The following is a 19,003-nucleotide window of genomic DNA, read 5'->3' as shown; positions in this document are numbered from 1 at the left end:
AGCAGACTGGTACGACAACCAGCACACCCGCAGGTGTCCCTCTCCCGTCCTACCGCTACGGGAGGGAACTGGGAGTTTACGCACAAAACTATTCCTCAGAAGAAATAATCCTGATGCGGTCTTAATACGGTCTGCGACAACCGTCTGGCAATGTAGGCCAGCCCGCAAATGGTAATCTCCAATATTTGAAGTGTCAATGTGAAATTGGCTAGAAAATATTTAAATAATTATTATTTTTCATTTAATTACATAATTAAGGATATTCTTAAGTAATATTTACAATCTGCTTTTATATCATTAAGTTAAATTTTAAAGTTGCAAAAATTTATATATTAGATTGGTTCAAAAATTATCATTTTAGTGTTCACAAGCGTTCCCTTGTGAACATTTAAATAGTTTCTTACTCGTTTGGCTTTATAATTTTGCTAACAATATGTTCATGCGTAGGTACAAGCCCTGCTTTTAAACCAAGTGGCTTAAACACTTTATCTAACACAGACTGAGTGAGTTTACCTTTATCCTGCTCAATGTCCGTTAAAGTCCGACGGCTTATACCCACCAAATTAGCATATTGTTCTTGCGATAAACCCAACACATTTTTGCGTAAATACGATAGCAATTGCCCCAAAGTAATCTCACTCAACAAATATTGTTTATATAAATCTATAAGAATCTGCTGACGGTCTTGGGGTTGATTTTTTACATTCATAGCAGTTCCCATCTTTTCAATTTAGCTTCTATGTAATCAAATGACAGCGCTGGCATTTCAATAATTTGTTTTGGTACACCTTTATCAACTAATCGTTGCTTTAAGCCAAGCAGGTTATTCGCCAAAGTCCTTAATGTCGCTAGAGATAAATCGGGATCGCACCAAGGAGCAAGTTTTTGTGTAATTTGCGCCCACCGGTATTCACCACCTTCCTCGTACGGACTTCCCCAAGTCGTCGATCTGGTCACAACTTCCGGATCGGCTTTCATAGGTGCAAAGTCATAAATAGGCGAAAGATAAATTTTTCCAGATTTTTTTATAAACGATGTATTACGCCCATGGTTATCTGAATTACCAAAAATGATATTGAGTAAATCTCGTTGTAACCACTCACAAACAAATTGTGGTACATCAAAATCTGAGTCAATGCTTGTGAGTAATCTACATAGATCTTCAATGACTTCGAAATGATTAAGATGACTACCAGAAGACTTATTTAGTACAGAATACACAGACTCTAGACCATAGCGGTGCCAATATTGATCACACCATTCTGTATCGAATCTTGGAAGCCACAATGACGGATATTTTGTACCTTCAATGAGCTTCATTTGGGTTGTTTCAATTGTGTTGAAACCTAACTCATTGAGTATCTGATAATAATAATATTCAGCTCTGAGAATATCGCAATCAATCTCGCTACGTTTATTTCGCGGAAATTTAACTAAATAATGCTGATCTGGCTGATCAAATTGTTCTTGGTAGGTATCAATCCAGACTTTTTGTTCCGGTGAAACACGAATAAGCAACTTGGGAGCTTCACCGCCTGCACCAGTTGCACCACCACTAATTGCTCCCATTTGTTGAGCATATTCCAGAAAATCAATATTACGCTCAGCCACATCTTCCTTACTAAAATAACGTAAGTGCAAGGTTGACTCTGGGTTTAGTGGAGGCAATGCTTCTTTAATTCGTAAATTACCAACAGGTGCCATCCCACCTTTTTCTAATAGAATACTTTCTTGTTCCGCATAGGTTAAGCGTTGTAAATCTAGATAATTCACCCAATAACGGCGTGCAGCGCCAGATGGAACAATATCATCTAAAAAGCCAAACCATGTGTCCGATTCGTGTTTGATAAGAATTTGTACAGGAAGTGATAAACTACAGGCGTGCTCATCTCGTCTGTCTAAATATTGAATTGCATAATCCAATTCATATTCTAGTTCACTGGCGCTAGCCGAACCCAACTTAGGTTCCAGCAGTTTTAGTTCTGCTATATCTATCCAGTTTTTATTTAGTAAAGCCTGTATCGTTAATTTTTTCATTAGTACAAATGAGCAATTATTTTCTCAAAAATACTATAAAAATAAGTTTTTGTGAATATATTTGCTCAATTTGATTTATTTTAGATAAAAGTGAGCAAATTTTTGCGCATCTCATATTTATAGATAGCAATAATTTATTTATCCGTTTTCATATGTTGAATATTACATTCTGGAGATTCACCAAACAAACGAGAGTATTCACAACAAAGTAGCTTATCCAGTATAAAATTATGACTTAAGCGCCCCATCTCACCCATTAGGCCATGTCATATACTTAAAGTAATAAGAGCAAAAAATGACTCAAAATAAAGTTGAATTAGCAGAGAAATTGTCAAAACAATCTCATCAAGGTCAAAAGTATGGTTCTCATGATTACTTTGATTACCATATTAAAGGTGTGGTCAATTCATTAATTGAGCACCGATTTTCAGAAGTCTATATTATTACAGCCCTTCTCCACGATAGTGTTGAAGACACCCCTCTTACCCTAGCCAAAATCGAAAGCTTATTTGGAAAAGAAGTTCGTGATGCGGTTGATGCATTAACTAAACGAGAAACTGAAACACGCGAAGAATATTTAATTCGTTGTAGTTCAAATCCGATCGCTCGAGTCGTGAAACTTCATGATGCAGCCTTTAATGCGCACAACTCACATAAAGAAAGTAATCAATCACGTGTCGATTATTACCTTCAAACCATGTTAATTGTTTCAACGGCGCAAGATAAGTTGAGATAAAAGACAACGAAATAAATCCGTTGCCTTTTTATTTTTAAGATTGTGCAAATGCCCAAATATCTTTTGATGCAACCGTGTCAGATACAAGTCTAAAACTCATAGGTTCTAAGTCTTCATCTACCACAACATAACCTTTCGAATTATTTTTTAGCGCATCACACTTGTTATCGGTCAGTTGATAGTTTGCGGTATTCGCTAATGCACTTTCAGTAATAACACCCGTAAATACACAATTCGGGTCTTTCGAAACAATTTTACCTTGTGCATTCACCTCGGCATTTACCGTCGTTCCATCTGGAAACGATAAATCGTAGGTGCCGACCAGTTGATTAAGCAAAAGTTTTTGATCAGCAATTTTTTCATAATGCGCTAATTCGACTGTCATCGCTTGATTAGACTGGTTGCTTCGCCAAGCTTTTGTTTTTGCATCATAGCTCATCACAATCTTGGCGCGGTTTTCGTCATCATCTAAAACCAATAATTTAGTCCCATCTGCACCAGAATAGTATTTACCTGCCATAGGTAATTCTTGATCAGTTTCGGTACTAATAATATAAGTTCCGACATCTAAGCTCGGTGCTAAGGCAGGTTTTTCAGTCGAGACTTGGTCATCATGATCATTGTCATTACAAGCCGCCAATCCAAGCCCAAGGAATAAAACCAATAAACAACGTTTCATGGTCTTTCTCCTTACTTGTTAAATAAGCTTTTTAAACGGATTTTAAGCCATTCTTGACCTGCTAGTCGTTGGTCATACGCCACTTGCATTGCAGTCACAGCAATCTTACTTTGCATTACAGCGCTTTCATCCGACATTTGAGCGGCAGTTGGGGCCGATGGTGCCGCATCGATTCCTAAGCCAAATTGATTGTTGCCTTTACTATCTTTGGTCACTTGGAACTTCAATTTATATAAGTCATAAGTCCCAATCTTTGAAAAAGCAAACGGCGTGCTGGTTGTTAAATTTTTAGGAAAATTCACATTTAGCGTAATGCCTTTTGGCAACAATTGGCCCTTGCCTGCCTTAGCTTGTAATTCTTTTAATAACACTACAGTTTGCTTTGCCACAATTGCAGAGTTAGGGTTGTTTAAAGTTTTGTCATCTACCGTGTTTGTATCGGCGCTTAATGCAATAGACGGAATCCCGCGTCCTGCCGAAAACTGTACATTGCCAATGGTGCCAGAGTGTACAACGACTTTTCCGACATTTTGGCCTTCATTCGGGCCAGATAAAACTAGGTCTGGTGCTTTACCCCAGCGTTTTGATGCAACCACGTCTAGTCCATAAACTGTTGCCATGACTGGTGTGCCATGCGTGTAATTCCAGTCGCCATTGGTATAACCCGCTTTGGTAAAAGTTCCAGCCGCAGGTGCACCAATGGGTGCTGCGCCATTGTGACAACCGTTTTCAGCCGCAATTTGCTTATCGTTATCCGCAGTAATCGTTGTTGAGCTGTACATCACAATTGCACCACCACGACCACTTTGTGGTGAACACGGTACAGACACAACCACGTTATGCCCATTTGCTTTTAATTCGTCATAAAGTGCTTTGATATTGCTGGTTAGGCCGTCATCGTTAACCAATAAAATATTTAATGCAAAAGCTGGAGTCGTACACAAAGACAGAATAAGGCCGCCCAATAAACTCTTTTTCATCACTTAACTACCATGTTATTAAATTTCGGTTTGTATGGTAGTGGTGGTATATGTATGTTTAGTGACTAAGTATAAATATATCAAAAACCCACTTTCGTGGGCTTCATTAAAATTACTTCAAGTTTTAAGTTAAATACGTCCAACCTCTAAGTATGGAATCAGCTTTTTATCAAAACTTGGCCGAGGGTCACCTTCAAAGCTAATAAAACCATGCATACCCGTTAAACGTTCACCTTTATAAAACTGGTTTAACTGATATCGCGGGTCTTTATGTGAAAGTGTAAAACTCACCACACCAACGCCCTGCTGTTTTGACTTGTTATAGGCATCTTCGAGCATTTTATGGTGTAAAGCCAAATCTTCGGGATGGCACATAAGCGTATGTAGCACATGGTACTGAATTGAATCACCCAGCTTAGGCAAACGCATGCCTTTGGTAATTGGCGTTAATAAGTTATAGACGGGTCTAAGCACAGCTATGGCCGAGCTGTAATTTAGAATCTTGGTTTGTTTAATACTGTGCTGATCCCATAAGCCAAACATGCCCACCAGTTTTTCACCTTTAAAGTAAAGTGAAAAGTCTGAAAGTTTTATGCCTGAAAAGTACTGATGACCTTGGGCAAGTTCTTCAAAGTTATAGGCTGGAATAAAGTTATAGTATTCTGCCATGTCGCTAATAAACTGGTTCATGGCTGGTACATGCTGAGCTTCAGCGACACAGCTACGAATCTCTTGAAGGTTACTCTGCTGAGAATTCTGCTTTAGAAATGCCGTGATTTTTCGTTTTGCGCCAGTGCTCGTCAGACTGAGTGTCTCTATAAGCCCTTCATCATAATAATCGGGCATTCCCGTTTTGCCTGTTTGTATAGCAGCACGCGCCGCGTGGTTATCATCAAAAATAATCATTTGGCTAAAGTTCGGTTCATGCATGGTATCTTTCACATGCTTGCCTAAGACCTTCACCAGTGATTTACCCCGATAGCTGTGATCTACCCGTAAATCTCCAGCATAGCGTAAGTTTTGAATGTTCCGATTGATATAACACGGACGATAACCATTACTATAACAGGCCACTTTCTTTTGGCTCTCGGTATCTTCAATCACGACATGTAGTTTATGCCGATAGACGATGTCGGACGCCTTAAAATAACTCGGTTCACGCTGAAAGCTGATTTGTATACCTTTGGTGGTCATCGGTACCGCAATTAACTCTCGTAAAGCCTTGTCATCTGCCAAAGTCGCTTCACGGGTAATAAGCGTATTATCAGTAAGTGGTGGATTTGTTTTATTCATTATTCACCTGTTGTGCGGTCTGCATAGGAACCAAATTGTTTAAACGTCCCATTTGGTCGAGTAGCTGATAGACAAACACCACTTCGTCTTGATCATTCACGGTTTTTTGGGTTTGGGCATCGAGTAGCTTTTGCTCGGTATTGAGCAAATCAAAGGTGGTTTTGGTGCCGACATCGAACTCTTTACGGGTATAGACAAAAGCAATAGACGCTGCCTCTATGGCATTTGCCAATGCATCTTTATTTTGTCGAATGGTTTGAAGCTGCGCATAGGTGGTACGGGTACGCTTGTTCAAGTCTAGCTCAAGACTTCGAATTTTTTGCGTAGCCAAATCAATATCGGCCTGTGCTTTTCTGACGTTGGCCCGATTTAAGCCATCGTCATAAAGCGGTACATTGAGCTGCACCCCAACCATATAGTTATTACTTTCAGAGCCAATATAGCTCGCTTCATCTTGCTTTCCGGCACGGCTGGTCAGCATAACCGTTGGCCAGAGTTCTCGTTTGGTTAAAGCATATTGTTTTTCGGCGGCTTGCTTTTCATATTTAGCCCGCATTAACGCCGGGTGGTTCTTGGTTTTAGCCAATATTTCATCTAGGTTAGCTGGAATAGTAGGTAATTGATTGATTGGAACAAGGTTGTCAGGTGTTGTACCTGTCACTTGATAAAACTGTGCTTCGCTTACGGTCAAGTTAGATTGCGCCTGTGTAATATCGGCTTGACCTTGTGCGACTTGAGCTAAAACCTGAGCCAAGTCTGCACGGGTAATCATACCGACATCAAAACGGCGCTTTGATTCATATAAAGACCGTTGCAGATTTGCCATAGTCTTTTGTCTAAGCTCTAAAATGGCTTTCTTCTTTAATACATCGGTATAGACCATCACGGTATTTAAAATGGTTTCCGATCTCTGGTCTGATAAGCCTTGGTGCTGGGCAGAAAGCTGACTTTCGGCAATATCTATCCCTAAACGGTGCCGTCCAGAGGTATAAATCGGATAATCTGCCTGCAATTGCAAACTTCGGCCTTTACGGTTTCCTTCGGTTGGAAACAAGACGTGTGAAGGCGTATTTATTCTTTCATAGTCAAGTTGCCCGACTAAATTAACTTTGAGTCCATCACGTTGCTTGGCCTGTTCAAGCATAGCGGTGGACTGGTTCACACTTAAACGGCTCACTTCAAGCTGGCTTTCATGCCTTAAACTAGCTGACAAAGCTTCATCTAAAGTCATAGCATGTGTATTCGACACCAACAACACGCCTAGATATAAGACGTGTCGAAGTGTTAAAAACCGCGTATTAAATGGCTTCATCCCTTTCATAGTTGTTCCAAACTATTCAGGGTGACTTTCTTGAGTGGCTCAGGCTTGATATTGCCTTCGATAATGCCATCAAACATGACTAGCTTCTTGTACGCATTCCAACCATTATTGGCTTGGCGAATTTGAGGTTGATCGAGCTGTCCCAAGTTTCGTGCAAGTTCATAATGGAAGTTTTGACGTAAGATACTGTCGATATATTCATTGTTAATACTGTGATGAATGTCGCCTTCAAAAAGTACGCAATAAAATGGTTTTACTTGTTGTTGGGTATCAATCGCCAGTAAAGAAATCGCTTTCGATTCCGTTTCGTTTAACTGAGACAACAATTGTTGAGCAGTTTCAGGTGCTAACTTCTCACCGACCAGATCTACACCAAAACGGCGGCCTTGGAACTCAAAACACGGAATTTGCTCTATAAAGCCAGTCACTTTTAAACAGTCATCCAGACAGTAACGCAGTAAGCCATTACCCGAAGTAATCAGCGGGCTGACCACGTCACCTTGTTTAAGCTGCCATGAAGGAACGATTTGACCTTGTTTTTCACCTTCTAAATATTCAAATTCATAGAAGTGACTTTGGTAAGCCAATGGGTATTGGTCATTGTAGGGAATAGTCACTACACCTTCCGTCGCCCATAAGCCTTTACCTTCAAACTGAACATTGGCCAATTTCTCTTTTAATTTTTCGGCCCAAGCTTTTGAACCTGCGGTATCCCAACTCGACACCAAACTTAACTTTGGCCAGAGCTTTTTAAAGTCGATCTGTTCGCCGTTTGAACTTGCAATTAAGGCTTGAGCACTTTCAGGGCTATGCGGTGCCGTCACTTCTTTTAAGGAAGCCTGACGGTTGCCCCATTTGCCACTGTTAAGCACCTCAATCACGTCTTTTTGCAATGCCTCTAAACGTTCAAGTAATTGCAAAGCAAACGTTGGACTCCACACCGAAATCATGGCTAAGTTACGGTTTGCGACCAAATAACAAATGGTGGCAAACAGTGCATCATCAGCATTGGCCGCAAATGCAACGTTACTTGGAACTGCTTGGGTAAACTTAGATAAAATTCGCTTACCTATACCGAGTAGCGCACTGTCATCATTTAGATTTTTGTCTTTTAAAACTTCACGCTGACTTTCAGGCAACCATGACACAGACCAATAATGTGTACCCGAACTCAACTGTGGGCATTTGCGGTATAAACTTGCCATCCACGGTGCAATTGCATGGTCAAGTTCATCTAAAAACAGCTTCGTGTATGGAATAAACTTGATTTGTTCACTCGAACCACTGGTCGGCTGGAAACGAACCAGTTTACTGCTCGAGAGTGAAAGCTTTTGTTCACGGTAGCGCTGAATGTCTTCTCGCCAAGCACTATAGCGAGTTGCAGGAAATGCTTTTACAAACTGCTCATAGTTTTGAATCTGTTTATCTTTAGCCAAAGTAGAGGTCTGTAAAATCGAATGCAAAATTTGACGTTGTGTGGTCTCTAGAGCATTAAACTGTTTTTGGAAGTTACGGTCAGATGCATCACACCATTTTTTTAAAATAAGATGCGAACCGAGAGTCAACCATTGATTAGATTTCATTGGATAGCCTCTCTACGTTTTGTTTTATGGCTTAACTGCGCTTCAAATTTTCCTTTGCTTGTCGGTTTAGTCATCAGTTTTACAGGGAAACGGGCAATATCTTTCCAACCAAGTCGACCAATACATGGCAGTTCTGTACCGGCTCTCCAAGTTGGATTTTTCTGTTCAAAGAAATGAATATTTGGGTTCTTTTCTCTCATTTCGGCAGTAATCGGTGCGACTTCGCCTTTTAATGGTTGATAATCATCGCCAAAGTTGAGTAAGCCGGCTTCTTTGTCGTAGTATTCGCCAAAGAATTTTTCACAGTAATGTTCAACAACTTCCGAAAGATGTTGGTTTTCATCTTTAATGTTTGGGTAATACACATAATAGTTATTGGCAAGTAAGAGATAAGTCTTATAGCCTTTAGAAATGAGAAGCCAATAAAGTTCATTAAAAGGATATTTAATTCGAAGCTTGATCATGAGTTTGAGCATGGTACTTTGCAATGTACGCGTGCCCCAAAACTTTTTCAAAATGACCGTATCACCACTAAAGAGCACAGTGTAGTCTTTACCGTTTAAGTAGAAATGCTGCACAACTACCGTCGAGAAACCGACAATCTCATCTGTTTCTGAGTCAAAAATTAAGATCGCACCGCTTTTATTTTTAAAATCATCTACGAAAATAGAAAATCTGGTATTTTCATAATACTGCTCGTAAATGGAATACATCACTTTTAATCGTTCAGTATCGATTTGCTCTTTTTCAAAATATTGCCCATAAGTTGCGTTTTTCAGGTTCAATTTTGAAATCAGTTTATATGTTGTATTAATCATAATACTTTAATCTCCCACATCCAGATCTGTGAGTTCCCCTATCTCGTACAACGATATTCGAAACTCATATCAATGTTCTTTTTCTATGAAGGGATATGTTTTGATATGCCCTATTGTTTTCATTCTTTGAAAGCTGCCTTTTATTTCTAAATCGCTACATATTCATTTTCTTCCCCCGATCCATAAATATGGTTAAAAAGGCGGTCACAAACATAATGATTGAGAGCATGCGTAATAAGTCATTGAAACTTAATGTCAGTGCTTGAAAGTGAATGTCACGATAAATCACACTCAGTGCGATTTGCTGGGCATTTGTACCAACTTCCTGATATTGCGCCGTAAGCTGGTCAAGCCGTTCTGTAAATATCCAGTTTTGCGGTGTCATCGACTGATTAATCTGGGTAACATGCATTGCAGTGAGCCAATCTAAGGATGAATTGATAAGTGCTAACCCCACTGCGCCGCCGATATTACGCATCAGGTTATAAATACCGCTGGCATCGGCAACTTTACTGAGTGGCAATGTACTCATAGCCAAATGCGAGACCACAATCAGGCAAATCATGAGGCCAATACCACGGTAAATTTGCGGCCAAAACATAAAGTCATAATCACTATGAATGCTCAAATGTGAATTGAGCCAGACACCAAAGCCCGCCAGAATCATTCCGACAAATACAGTTTTGCGCGTATCAAAATTGGGAATGAGCCACGCAAGAAACGGTGCAAAGCAGAACATGACAATACCTGTCACCATCATGACGTGACCAATTTGGCTACTGTTCATTTCACGGACTTGTCCAAGAAAGACAGGAATCATGTAACCCAAGCCATACAGCGCCATACCAATCACAAACGTTGTAATAGCACTTAGGGTAAAGTTTTTATTTTTAAATACCGATAAATCGAGCAAAGGCTTAGGCTGGGTAAAACTTCGAGAGAAGAAAATCATGCCGCCTACAACGCAGACCATAAAAGCAATCCGAACGCCTGTGTCTGCAAGCCAGTCATGCCGTGCACCTTCATCAAGGAAATATTCAAGCCCACCCAAAAACATCGCCATACCAACGAGGCTAAACCAGTCCATGCTTTTGATGAGTGAATAGTTGGCACGGTCAATATTTGGACCTGAGTAGATGACCGTAGCAATGATAATGCCCGGAATAATATTGATCAGGAACATCCAGTGCCACGAAAAGTTATTGGTGAGCCAACCGCCAATGGTTGGGCCAATGGCTGGACCTAAAGTACTGATCATGCCAAACATGACCAAAGGCAAAGAGCGTTTTGCTTCTGGAAACAGTAAGTACAATGCGGTCATGGAAGTCGGAATCATGCCGCCGCCCATAAAGCCTTGAATGCCACGGAACACCAGTAAACTTTCCAAGTTCCATGACAAAGCACAAAGTAAAGAACTGACCGTAAAGCCGATTGCACACATGGTGTAATACACCCGTGTTGAAAGCACTCGCGAGACAATACTCGACATTGGAATCGCAATAATCTCGGCAATTAAATAAACCGTTTGTACCCAAGTGACTTCATAACGGCTTGCACTCATACCAGCTTGAACTTCGTTTAGAGAACTTGCCACGATCTGAATATCAAGAATCGCCATGAAGTTGCCAAAAATCATGGCAGCAAAAATTGCCCATGCAGTTTTTGCGGGAAACCTCCACTCGGCTTCAACATGCTTATTCATCTATGATTACCTAAAATTTTATTATTAAGTTCTTAGGTCAACGGTGGCATTCACCGACATTCCAGGTTTTATCAAATCAACATGTGGGCTTGAATCTATAGCAATACGTACAGGAATACGCTGTACAACCTTGTTAAAGTTGCCTGTGGCATTGTCTGGTGGCATAAGTGAGAAAGTCGCACCTGAAGCTGGTGAAAAGCTTTCAATTTTTCCGGTAAAGTTGAGGCTCGGATAGGCATCAAGTTTTAATTTAACTTTCTGACCAATATGCATTTTTTCAATTTGAGTTTCTTTGAAGTTCGCCTGTACATACAAACTATTTTCAGGAATGATCGCCATTAAGCGGGTTTGTGGAGAAACACGTGAGCCTTTTTGAATTGCCAGACTACCGATTTTACCGCTTACAGGACTAACCACTTTTGATGAAGCCAAATCGACTTGATACAGGTTTAAATTTGCATGGGCACTTTGAATATCTGCTAAAAGCTGCGCTCGACTCGCTTGTAAACTCCCCAACTGAGCTTCTGCTGCATTTACGGCGGCTTGCGCTTTGCTGAGCTGTGCCTGAGCGGTTAAATATTGAGACTGGATCCCTTCAAAATTTTGTCGGGTAATTACGCCATCTTTTAATAGATCTTGATAACGCTCGAACTCTTTTTTCAAACGCGCTAGGTCTGCTTGCGCTGCCACTACACCACTATTTGCTTCAATAATTGAAGACTTGGCAGACTTTTCATTTTGTTGTTGTACACCAAGCGCTGCTTCTTTTAAGCTGACCACAGAACGGGCTTGGTCATAACGAGCTTGGTAGTCACGATGGTCTAATACCGCTAAAGTTTCCCCTTTTTTTACAAACTGATTATCGTTAATTAATAACTCCATTACTTCGCCTGAAATCTTTGGCATCACCCAAGTGACATCGGCTTGTACATAAGCATTATCAGTAGATTGATAAAATCGGTATACAAAAAAATAATATAAGATGCCAGCAACTAAAAATAACAGCAGGACACTAAAAACACCCCAAGTTATTTTCTTTCGGCTTTGGAAATTAGTATCAGTTTCTAGCTGAGCTACGTTATCCATAATCATTCCGCTTATTTGTAATATTCGATTTTTTATTTAAGCCAATAAAATTATTGGTTTCTTTTTTACGTAACTTTTCACTTGGTTTTATTCAATGAATCGTTACAGCGTAAAATTTGGTGCAAATTATGGTTCTTAAGTGAATTAAATATCATTGACCTCTTTGACATATATTTTTTCTATTTATGTCAATTAATCATATTATATAAACTATGTTTAAAAATTATGTAATTCGAATTTGTCTAAATTTTCGATATAAATCTACTTTAAAAATCCAAATACAAGTTATTGTTTTATAATCAAATTTCATATATTTGACATAGTTTTTCAAAGTTATTAAATAACCTTCTTTTATTGCAGTATTATTAAATATAAGTTTAATTATGTAATATTTAAGTATTATTAATTAAAATAATATGTAATTCCAAAATTGGTTAACAATCTAAATTGTTATAGTTATACGAATAAGATATATAAGTTATAAATATTATATTTCTTTAAATTAACAACAGTAAAACTGACAGAATATTTGATCTTATAAGTAATGATTGTTTAATAAATAAGCTATTACAATAAGTAAAATAGCTTATTATTTTTAGATAAAACAATCTTACAAATAAGTTTAAACCTACTATTAAAAGGTGAACAAACCTTTAAAAATAGTGATTTAGGAGGTTTTGTTTATTGATTTAAATCCTTACAAAGTTCTTCTAAAGTTATTCCAAATAAAACCCACTCATTGAGTGGGCTTTTTTATTGCTAACCGTTTTGCCTGAGGTGATCTTGGAACTCTTGGTCGTGTATTTTGTCGTAATTAACAGGGTCATAAACACATCCAGTTAAAACAACAATTACAGTAAGTACAGCAACCAACTTTTTCATTGAGACAGCCTTTCTTTTAACGCAAAAGATTTGCTTTAAGTATACTCCTCGGTAGCCATTTTGACTGGACATAATTAAGGCAACTAATTGTTATTTTTAAATTATTGCTGTTCTTTAGCCTATCATTTGATTGTTTAACAAGTTCAAATCAAGGGTTAATACAAAACTTAAGCCTCAGTCGCTAAATACCAGTTTTTCCAAGAACTGGTTCCTCTCGTTTCAAGAGGCACCGTTGGGATCAGTTTCTCTCTTAATATTTCGGTTTGTTTAACCGCTTTGGCTAGTCTTGCTTTGACTGAATGAATACATTCACGATCACCAAATTCACAGCGGTCTAAAGTTGTTCCACCGCAAGGACCATTGGCTAAGCCTTTTGGACATGTTTCAGGGCAAATATATAAAGTGTCGCCTAAGCGGCACTGACCACAGCTTTCACATCCCACTAGGCTATGTTTACTCAGTACTTCCGTTTTAAGTAAGAGTTTGGCGATCAAAGCGTTTTCCCAAAAAGATGCTTTGAAAATAAAACGTCCGACGCCTTTTGCAATTTTTGATCCAAACATTGCTTCATGCATAACATGTAGCTGACGATATTTAATTAATTGTTTAGATGTTGGCTGACATGAAAAATGCGTAATTTCAGGTGAAAACTCTTTGCCTGTCTTGACTTGCCAAAGTGAACTCCAAAGCTCTTCTAAGGCCTTAAGGTTAAGATGTCTGTATTGCTCGATGTAACTTTCAAGCAGCACTTGCTCTTCTGGCTTATGACAAGCAGATAAATGAATACCCGCAAATCCTAAGTGTTTACATATTAAAATCTGTAAAGCGCAGCGCAAATAAATACGGTCTGTATGCCCTGCCTGTTTTTCCCCTGCCAAGACTTTTAGCATGTGTGGAGTAATCACAATACCTGCGACTTTATGCTTCACCATAAAATTGGCACGGCCTAAAGTCAGAGGCATCACACAAGCCAGTATTTGCTGCGAATAATTATGCTTGGTTAAAAATGATTTGGCTTGCTTTAAGGCTCCAATGTCATAGCCCAATTGGGTAATGATAAAGTCAGCACCTGCTTTAATCTTCTTATGCAGTTTTAAATACTGTGCATCACGCTCAGCTTCGACATATTTAAACGGATTAAAAGCAACCCCAATACGAAAACCACCATGTTGCTTAGCTGCCATTACGGCGTTTACCGACTCTAGGTAACGACTACGAGGCTGCCCATCTCGTCCATTATGATGCTCTTTAAGTTTGTCGCCTGTAAGCAATAACAAGTTTTGAATATTGACAGACTTGGCTTGTTCTAAAAAGCGTTCAAAATCTTGTATGTCTCGGGCCTTACCTGAAAAGTGTAAGACTTTCTCTATTGAGTCAGGATAACTTTTGCTGGCTTCCAGCGGCGCGATATCATGATCTGAATGTACACGATCTGCCAATGTCATTGCAGCTGGATATCCTGCAAACTCATGTCTTACAGGATAAATTTCATGTAGTGAAGTGAGATACTCCACCAACACAAAAAACTGGTTTTGCTGGAAGCAGGGAGAAACGTGTGACATAGGCAAAGCGCTTATCAAAACATGACATCAATCATAAGCGCGGCATTATAAATCAAAAGTGCATTAAGATGCGCTAGTCAGAAAGCTCATTGTTTTGCTTGCCTTCACCCTCTTTATTTCTAGGTAATTCGAGTGAACGAGGAAATATAAAATCAAAAGAATCGAGTGCATAGCGGTAAAGCTGAGCTGGTCGTTTGCCTACAATTTTACTGTGGCTGGTTTCTTCAACTGCGCCTGCTTCTATCATACGGCGTCTAAACGCTTTTTTATCTAAAGATTGCCCAAGAATAATTTCATAAATAGTCTGTAGCTCGGTCAGTGTAAATAACTCGGGCATGAGACTAGCTGGCAAAGCGGTATAGCGAGTTTTATTGGTTAAACGCTCTAAAGCTAAGCTGAGCAATTCATTATGATCAAACGCCAATGCTAAATCTTGTGCTTTTGCTACAGGCACCCATTCGCTGTACTCAGCCAAAGCTTGGTGTTGATAGGCATTAAAATCGATTAATGCAAAATACAAAATGGTTACTGCCCAGCCACGCGGGTCACGTTTCGCGTTACCGATAGAAGCAACTTGTTCCAAGTAAGGTGAACTAATTCCTGTTTTTTCGACCAGCTTACGATAAGCCGTAGCCATCAAATCTTGATCGTGCTTTAAATCGGCAAAACCGCCGGGTAAAGCCCATTGGTCTTTCGCTGGAAAGTTTGGTCGCTTAATGAGTAATACCTGCAACTGACCATTAAATACCGAGAAAATAGCCATATCTACAGTGAGTAAAGGTGCGTCATAATCTCGGCGATCATAACTGGCAAGGAATTCTTGTTCAGTTTGAATAGTCACGTTCAGTCTCTCAGTGAAAATGATGAGCCGATACTCATGCAACGGCTCATCTAAACTCAGTTATGCGATGGATAAACGCTCACGTATTTGATCCAAAGTACACTCATATTGAAGTTTACCATTTTCAAAGACGGTTTTAAGTGCTCCACCTTGTTCTTGTTCGGCTGTTTGCTCATCAAACAAAGTAAAGCCATTTTCACTTTCTTCAATGCGTAACAGACCTTTCGCAGATTTTTTAACGCCTGAATCAGTAATGGGGTCTTTAAACAGCTCGCGGCCTACACCATTCACCTGTCCCCAAGTCGCTTTTACAGCAAACCCAAAGGTATCACGAGTTAAATAGTTATAGGTAAAGCTGCCTATACCAAACACCAAGTTGTTTGAAGCAAAACCTTTGGCTTCTAACCCTTCTAAAATACGCTGTGCACGGTCTAGAGTAATCGAGTCACCATAAATTAAACCGACACGCTCATTTAGTACTTTATAACCTTGGTCAGTTGTTGTACCACCAAACACTTCCCATAAACATTCAACTGCGCCTTTATATGCTGGGCTGCCGACTTCGGCGTCTGGGTCACCACAAATAATTTTAACTGGGTCACCAGAGTCTGGACGGAAAACCAATTTAGCCAAACCTAAAGCATTGGGTTGTCTTGCCAGAATTTCAGGTTTTAACGCTACTGTAAATTCTGTAATGACTCGCCAAAAGTCCCAAGTATCAGACACGATGCTGACAACACCAGACGGATAAAGCTCGCAAATTAAACGTTTAAATGTTTCTAGCTCACTGTCTTCTGTACCCATACACATCACACTGTGTTCGGTCGCTGGTACAGATACACCAATCACACCTGTGGCATTGTAATATTCTTCCGCGTAGTCAATTGAAGCAACCGAGTCTGTTCCAATAAAACTGGTTAAGTGGCCCACACCAGACTGAGCTGCATCATAAATTCCACTCATGCCACGGCTACTAAAATCGTGCCCTTGCACAGGTACAAAATCAAGCGGTGCGCCAGTTTTTACAGCATATTGAGTTAATAAACGTTTGTACTCATAAGCAATAGTGGCGGTTGTACAGCTTTTCCAAAGCTCAGCACTTAACACCGTTTCAATATAATTCGTTAACCAAAAGAAACGCGGGTCGGTATTAATAACGGTGAGCACGGGTACACGCATATTGACGCGGCTGCCTTCTGGCAAAGCTTTAATGCGTAATGGTAAATAGCCCAAGTCGTGTAATGCTTCAATGTGATCGACTGGTACAGCACCTTCACCTAGTGAAGTATCCATACGGCGTTTATAAGCAGCCACTACCTTGTCTTTAGGCTGTTTGAAAAAGCCTTCATTCCATGTATCGATTAAAAAGTGTTTGATAAAACCCTGAAGACCAAAGAACACAACTTTATCGTCAAAGTCAGGCAACATTTTAGCAAGTCGAGATGAACGCGGTGTAAAGTTTGCGTACACGTACTCTGTACCTGCTGGATACTGACGTCTGTGATCCGCTTTATAAAAATCGATAGCGTTTAATGGATTAAGTTTAATCGTCATCTTTGTTCTCTTTATTCTGCTGCAAAAGCAATTACTGAAATTTTGTCTGATGGTTGTTGTGGAAAGCTGTCCGAGGTAAATAGCTGGTCAAGCAGCCCATCAAAAACCTCTATTCCTTTACTAAAAATACCGTGGGTCACATATAGAACGACCTTAGTGCAATTGAGACGACGTAGTTCTTTGGCAATACCAATAAAGGTTGCACCGCCGTCACAAATATCATCGGTAATGACCGCTGTTAGGCCTGATAAATCAGTCGCATGTACATGCGTACCTAAAATTTTGCCAGTTACTGGGTCACGTTTTTTATCACACTGAACAATAGTGATTGGTAGTTTGCGCTCCAGATTAAAAGCGTCTGCAACCATTTGTGTGCGTGCTTTTGCGCCTTTGTCTGGGCAAATCAGTACTGTTTTTTCATCTTTTAACAGTGTGCTTAGCGCTTCACTCTTTGCGATGATGTCTACTGAACTGATGTTTACAACTTCACTAAAAGAAGTATTGGCAGCAAGTAATGCTGTCGTTACTTCACTATGGCAGTCCCAAACAGTGATCTTGCCTTGTTTGCCCGCCTTTTTGTCATCATTGATGTTGAGTAACTTGGTCATCACATCAAGCGAAAACGCTTGGCCTACTGCACAAATACGGTCCTGACGGGCGTATGGAAAATACGGAACTTCTAGGTCAATGGTTAAACCCTGAGTCAGCAATATATTTTCAAGTAACAAATAGTCCATCACATCATGACTTGAGGCCATCTTTGCGCGAACGAGTACTCTGCCAGATAGTGAACCTAAGGTTGTCTCATCAATTTGAACATGACGCTCTCCACCAGAAAACTGCGTAAATTTCACTGGAATCTCATTTCTTGCCGCATCTAAAAGCTGGATAGCCATATCATCCTCTTTTTGTCTGATGACCTTCGATGAATATATAGTGGCACAAAGCCACTATATATTTCAAGTCTAATTTTTAAACTTTTTTCAAAGCCCTTTAAGACATAAAATTTGCAGTTTTAGAGCATTTAGAAATTCGATATTTAAGAGAGATGATTCTTCAATTAATTGAAATAAAAATTTAATTTACAAAAAGCATGACGAGTAGAACTATTATTAAAAGTAGCGGATATAACTTTGCCCGCCATAAATCAGGTAGTTTTGAAATAAATTTTTCTGAAAAATATAGCCCAATCCATGTTCCAGCAACCAAGAATAAAGCAGCTTCAAACCAGATGAGACCGATAAATCCGTTGGGTGTAGATTGCCAAAGTGACAATACGCAATAGGTCAGCGTTGCAGTTAAAGACAAAGGCAGCGTGAGAATATTTGCAATAGCGGCAGCCTCTGCCATAGAACTGCCCCGCCGCCGTAATAAAGGAACCGTCATTACACTTCCTCCAACACCTAAAAGTGCTGCAACCCAACCAATAATGCCCCCTTTAATGAGTTCACTGTTTTGACCATAGTGTTGCTTTTGCCTTGAGGTCACTATAAACCCTGGTCGGTAATAACAATCTAGAATGGTTATGAACACATAGCCCATAAATATCCAGCGAAGCCAATTTCCATTAAACAATGAGGCCATTACCGCACCGACAATTCCACCATGTGCAATACCACCCCCTAAAAAGCGGATTTTTTGCCAATCTATATGTCCAGAACGATAGTGCCGAAAGGTTGCAAAACTTGCCGAGCAGAGCATGACAAAAGCTGATGTAGCTACGGCGATTTGCATGGCATGTATGCCGATATTACTTTCATTACTCCACTTTTGAATAATGACTGTATAAAGCAAAGGTACAGCCACAAAACCGCCGCCAAAACCAAATAACCAAGTGGTTATGCCTGAAAGTAGTCCAAATAAAAATAGCTCATATAGCATCATCATCTTCCTCACGTTTATAGAGGCATGATATAAAATAGCTCTATG

Annotated in this window: 17 protein-coding genes; 1 reads left to right on the top strand and 16 read right to left on the bottom strand. The window is 39.7% G+C overall.

Annotated elements, in window-relative coordinates; all coding sequences use genetic code 11:
* Positions 1-400: 400 nt before the first annotated feature.
* Complete coding sequence (locus MKL36_RS02790; protein ID WP_001101308.1) at positions 401-709, bottom strand: helix-turn-helix domain-containing protein; 309 nt, start codon at positions 707-709, stop codon at positions 401-403.
* Positions 706-2,037: a type II toxin-antitoxin system HipA family toxin gene (locus MKL36_RS02785; RefSeq protein WP_021510674.1), complete on the bottom strand. Its 1,332-nt coding sequence runs from the start codon at positions 2,035-2,037 to the stop codon at positions 706-708. The genes MKL36_RS02790 and MKL36_RS02785 overlap by 4 nt, the downstream gene beginning before the upstream one ends.
* 295 nt (positions 2,038-2,332) lie before the next feature.
* On the opposite strand from MKL36_RS02785, the gene MKL36_RS02780 reads away from it, so the two are divergent.
* Positions 2,333-2,773: an HD domain-containing protein gene (locus tag MKL36_RS02780; protein WP_086374106.1), complete on the top strand. Its 441-nt coding sequence runs from the start codon at positions 2,333-2,335 to the stop codon at positions 2,771-2,773.
* A gap of 34 nt (positions 2,774-2,807) precedes the next feature.
* Here MKL36_RS02780 and MKL36_RS02775 read toward each other — a convergent pair whose 3' ends face one another.
* The 14 genes from MKL36_RS02775 to MKL36_RS02710 all read right to left on the bottom strand — a co-directional run bounded on the left by MKL36_RS02775 (position 2,808) and on the right by MKL36_RS02710 (position 18,955).
* Positions 2,808-3,452 (bottom strand): hypothetical protein, encoded by a 645-nt coding sequence (locus tag MKL36_RS02775; RefSeq protein ID WP_021510676.1) that lies wholly within the window; start codon positions 3,450-3,452, stop codon positions 2,808-2,810.
* Between the two features lie 11 nt (positions 3,453-3,463).
* The gene (surE, locus tag MKL36_RS02770) at positions 3,464-4,435 is read right to left on the bottom strand and encodes a 5'/3'-nucleotidase SurE (protein ID WP_086374105.1); all 972 of its coding nucleotides are present in this window, start codon (positions 4,433-4,435) and stop codon (positions 3,464-3,466) included.
* Positions 4,436-4,561: 126 nt separating this feature from the next.
* Positions 4,562-5,725 (bottom strand): hypothetical protein, encoded by a 1,164-nt coding sequence (locus MKL36_RS02765; RefSeq protein WP_021510678.1) that lies wholly within the window; start codon positions 5,723-5,725, stop codon positions 4,562-4,564.
* Positions 5,718-7,046: a TolC family protein gene (locus tag MKL36_RS02760; protein ID WP_021510679.1), complete on the bottom strand. Its 1,329-nt coding sequence runs from the start codon at positions 7,044-7,046 to the stop codon at positions 5,718-5,720. Before MKL36_RS02760 ends, MKL36_RS02765 begins: the two co-directional genes overlap by 8 nt.
* Positions 7,043-8,629 (bottom strand): GH3 family domain-containing protein, encoded by a 1,587-nt coding sequence (locus MKL36_RS02755; RefSeq protein WP_021510680.1) that lies wholly within the window; start codon positions 8,627-8,629, stop codon positions 7,043-7,045. Before MKL36_RS02755 ends, MKL36_RS02760 begins: the two co-directional genes overlap by 4 nt.
* Positions 8,626-9,414: a hypothetical protein gene (locus MKL36_RS02750; protein ID WP_075874782.1), complete on the bottom strand. Its 789-nt coding sequence runs from the start codon at positions 9,412-9,414 to the stop codon at positions 8,626-8,628. Before MKL36_RS02750 ends, MKL36_RS02755 begins: the two co-directional genes overlap by 4 nt.
* Positions 9,415-9,601: 187 nt before the next feature.
* On the bottom strand, positions 9,602-11,149 hold the full coding sequence (locus tag MKL36_RS02745; RefSeq protein WP_021510681.1) for a DHA2 family efflux MFS transporter permease subunit: 1,548 nt from the start codon (positions 11,147-11,149) through the stop codon (positions 9,602-9,604).
* Positions 11,150-11,173: 24 nt separating this feature from the next.
* Positions 11,174-12,235 (bottom strand): HlyD family secretion protein, encoded by a 1,062-nt coding sequence (locus MKL36_RS02740; RefSeq protein ID WP_021510682.1) that lies wholly within the window; start codon positions 12,233-12,235, stop codon positions 11,174-11,176.
* A 759-nt stretch (positions 12,236-12,994) separates the two neighbouring features.
* Entirely contained in the window at positions 12,995-13,117 is a 123-nt protein-coding gene (locus MKL36_RS02735) for a hypothetical protein (RefSeq protein WP_000737386.1), read from the bottom strand.
* 167 nt (positions 13,118-13,284) lie between these two features.
* Complete coding sequence (locus MKL36_RS02730; protein ID WP_021510683.1) at positions 13,285-14,679, bottom strand: methylenetetrahydrofolate reductase C-terminal domain-containing protein; 1,395 nt, start codon at positions 14,677-14,679, stop codon at positions 13,285-13,287.
* Positions 14,680-14,752: 73 nt separating this feature from the next.
* A complete protein-coding gene (gene ntrR / locus MKL36_RS02725; RefSeq protein ID WP_021510684.1) occupies positions 14,753-15,520 on the bottom strand; it encodes an ADPR responsive transcriptional repressor NtrR in 768 nt (255 codons plus the stop codon).
* Positions 15,521-15,580: 60 nt separating this feature from the next.
* Complete coding sequence (locus MKL36_RS02720; RefSeq protein WP_021510685.1) at positions 15,581-17,074, bottom strand: nicotinate phosphoribosyltransferase; 1,494 nt, start codon at positions 17,072-17,074, stop codon at positions 15,581-15,583.
* A gap of 11 nt (positions 17,075-17,085) precedes the next feature.
* Complete coding sequence (locus MKL36_RS02715) at positions 17,086-17,970, bottom strand: phosphoribosyltransferase family protein (RefSeq protein ID WP_021510686.1); 885 nt, start codon at positions 17,968-17,970, stop codon at positions 17,086-17,088.
* 181 nt (positions 17,971-18,151) lie between these two features.
* Positions 18,152-18,955, bottom strand: a complete 804-nt coding sequence (locus tag MKL36_RS02710; RefSeq protein ID WP_021510687.1) for a sulfite exporter TauE/SafE family protein — start codon at positions 18,953-18,955, stop codon at positions 18,152-18,154.
* Positions 18,956-19,003 lie beyond the last annotated feature (48 nt).

The organism is Acinetobacter sp. AOR12_HL, from assembly GCF_027855275.1.
GTDB lineage: Bacteria > Pseudomonadota > Gammaproteobacteria > Pseudomonadales > Moraxellaceae > Acinetobacter > Acinetobacter baumannii.
This window is presented reverse-complemented; position numbering and strand designations above follow the sequence as displayed.

What these genes read in the sequence shown, in the direction of transcription:
- MKL36_RS02790 (WP_001101308.1), bottom strand. Translation starts at nt 709, where the DNA reads ATGAATGTAAAAAATCAACCCCAAGACCGTCAGCAGATTCTTATAGAT.
- MKL36_RS02785 (WP_021510674.1), bottom strand. Translation starts at nt 2,037, where the DNA reads ATGAAAAAATTAACGATACAGGCTTTACTAAATAAAAACTGGATAGAT.
- MKL36_RS02780 (WP_086374106.1), top strand. Translation starts at nt 2,333, where the DNA reads ATGACTCAAAATAAAGTTGAATTAGCAGAGAAATTGTCAAAACAATCT.
- MKL36_RS02775 (WP_021510676.1), bottom strand. Translation starts at nt 3,452, where the DNA reads ATGAAACGTTGTTTATTGGTTTTATTCCTTGGGCTTGGATTGGCGGCT.
- MKL36_RS02765 (WP_021510678.1), bottom strand. Translation starts at nt 5,725, where the DNA reads ATGAATAAAACAAATCCACCACTTACTGATAATACGCTTATTACCCGT.
- MKL36_RS02760 (WP_021510679.1), bottom strand. Translation starts at nt 7,046, where the DNA reads ATGAAAGGGATGAAGCCATTTAATACGCGGTTTTTAACACTTCGACAC.
- MKL36_RS02755 (WP_021510680.1), bottom strand. Translation starts at nt 8,629, where the DNA reads ATGAAATCTAATCAATGGTTGACTCTCGGTTCGCATCTTATTTTAAAA.
- MKL36_RS02745 (WP_021510681.1), bottom strand. Translation starts at nt 11,149, where the DNA reads ATGAATAAGCATGTTGAAGCCGAGTGGAGGTTTCCCGCAAAAACTGCA.
- MKL36_RS02740 (WP_021510682.1), bottom strand. Translation starts at nt 12,235, where the DNA reads ATGGATAACGTAGCTCAGCTAGAAACTGATACTAATTTCCAAAGCCGA.
- MKL36_RS02735 (WP_000737386.1), bottom strand. Translation starts at nt 13,117, where the DNA reads ATGAAAAAGTTGGTTGCTGTACTTACTGTAATTGTTGTTTTAACTGGA.
- MKL36_RS02730 (WP_021510683.1), bottom strand. Translation starts at nt 14,679, where the DNA reads ATGTCACACGTTTCTCCCTGCTTCCAGCAAAACCAGTTTTTTGTGTTG.
- MKL36_RS02720 (WP_021510685.1), bottom strand. Translation starts at nt 17,074, where the DNA reads ATGACGATTAAACTTAATCCATTAAACGCTATCGATTTTTATAAAGCG.
- MKL36_RS02715 (WP_021510686.1), bottom strand. Translation starts at nt 17,970, where the DNA reads ATGGCTATCCAGCTTTTAGATGCGGCAAGAAATGAGATTCCAGTGAAA.
- MKL36_RS02710 (WP_021510687.1), bottom strand. Translation starts at nt 18,955, where the DNA reads ATGCTATATGAGCTATTTTTATTTGGACTACTTTCAGGCATAACCACT.